The sequence below is a fragment of the Sulfolobus sp. B1 genome (assembly GCF_007050195.1).
Lineage (GTDB): Archaea > Thermoproteota > Thermoprotei_A > Sulfolobales > Sulfolobaceae > Saccharolobus.
Genome location: NZ_QIMI01000338.1, coordinates 1 through 667, shown reverse-complemented (window position 1 = coordinate 667; position 667 = coordinate 1). Strand labels below are relative to the sequence as shown.

The 667-nt window shown below is 31.0% G+C and carries 1 protein-coding gene; it reads right to left on the bottom strand.

Annotated features, from left to right (window positions below; translation table 11 throughout):
• Positions 1-187 precede the first annotated feature (187 nt).
• On the bottom strand, positions 188-667 hold a 480-nt coding region (locus tag DMP16_RS10580), incomplete at its 5' end, for an NAD-dependent epimerase/dehydratase family protein (RefSeq protein ID WP_143577252.1).

Here is a 667-nt window from a genome sequence, read left to right as displayed (position 1 = left end):
GAGAGTAAGGCCGTTAATTGCAATCTTGAGGAAATTTTTTCCAATTTGTCAAAATAATCTGCGATAACTTTAAACTGCATAATACTAATTAGTTTGTGTGACTTAATAATTTTTAAATGATGATACTCGGCAATTCTGAGATGTGAAGAATCAGAGTTACGCTGAAAAATTGGATATTTTCTTGTATTTAATTTTTATTTAAAACATCTTTAACCGCTTTTCTTACTGCATCTTTAGAGGTAAGTTTTGGTTTCCAACCCAACTTTTTTATCTTAGTTATATCTAATAGCATAAACCTCACATCACCGGGCCATCCTCTACCTTCTCCTGCGTCCTCATATATAATTTTAGGATTGACGTTCATCTCACTCATAACAATATTTGCTATTTCGTCCACAGTAATCCAATCTTCATTTCCCACATTATATACATTAAAAGTATTATTATCCCTAGTTTCTAGTACGAAGAATGCTTCAATTAGATCATCTATGTAAAGGTAACTTTTTCTTTGCTTTCCATTCCCTAAGATTTTCAATACGTTAGGGTTACTCTTTAACTTATTTACGAAATCAATAATTACTCCATGCGTAACTCTGCCACCTATTATATTAGCTAATCTAGTTATAATACTTTTAATACCATATTGCCTAGCATAATAATCCACTAT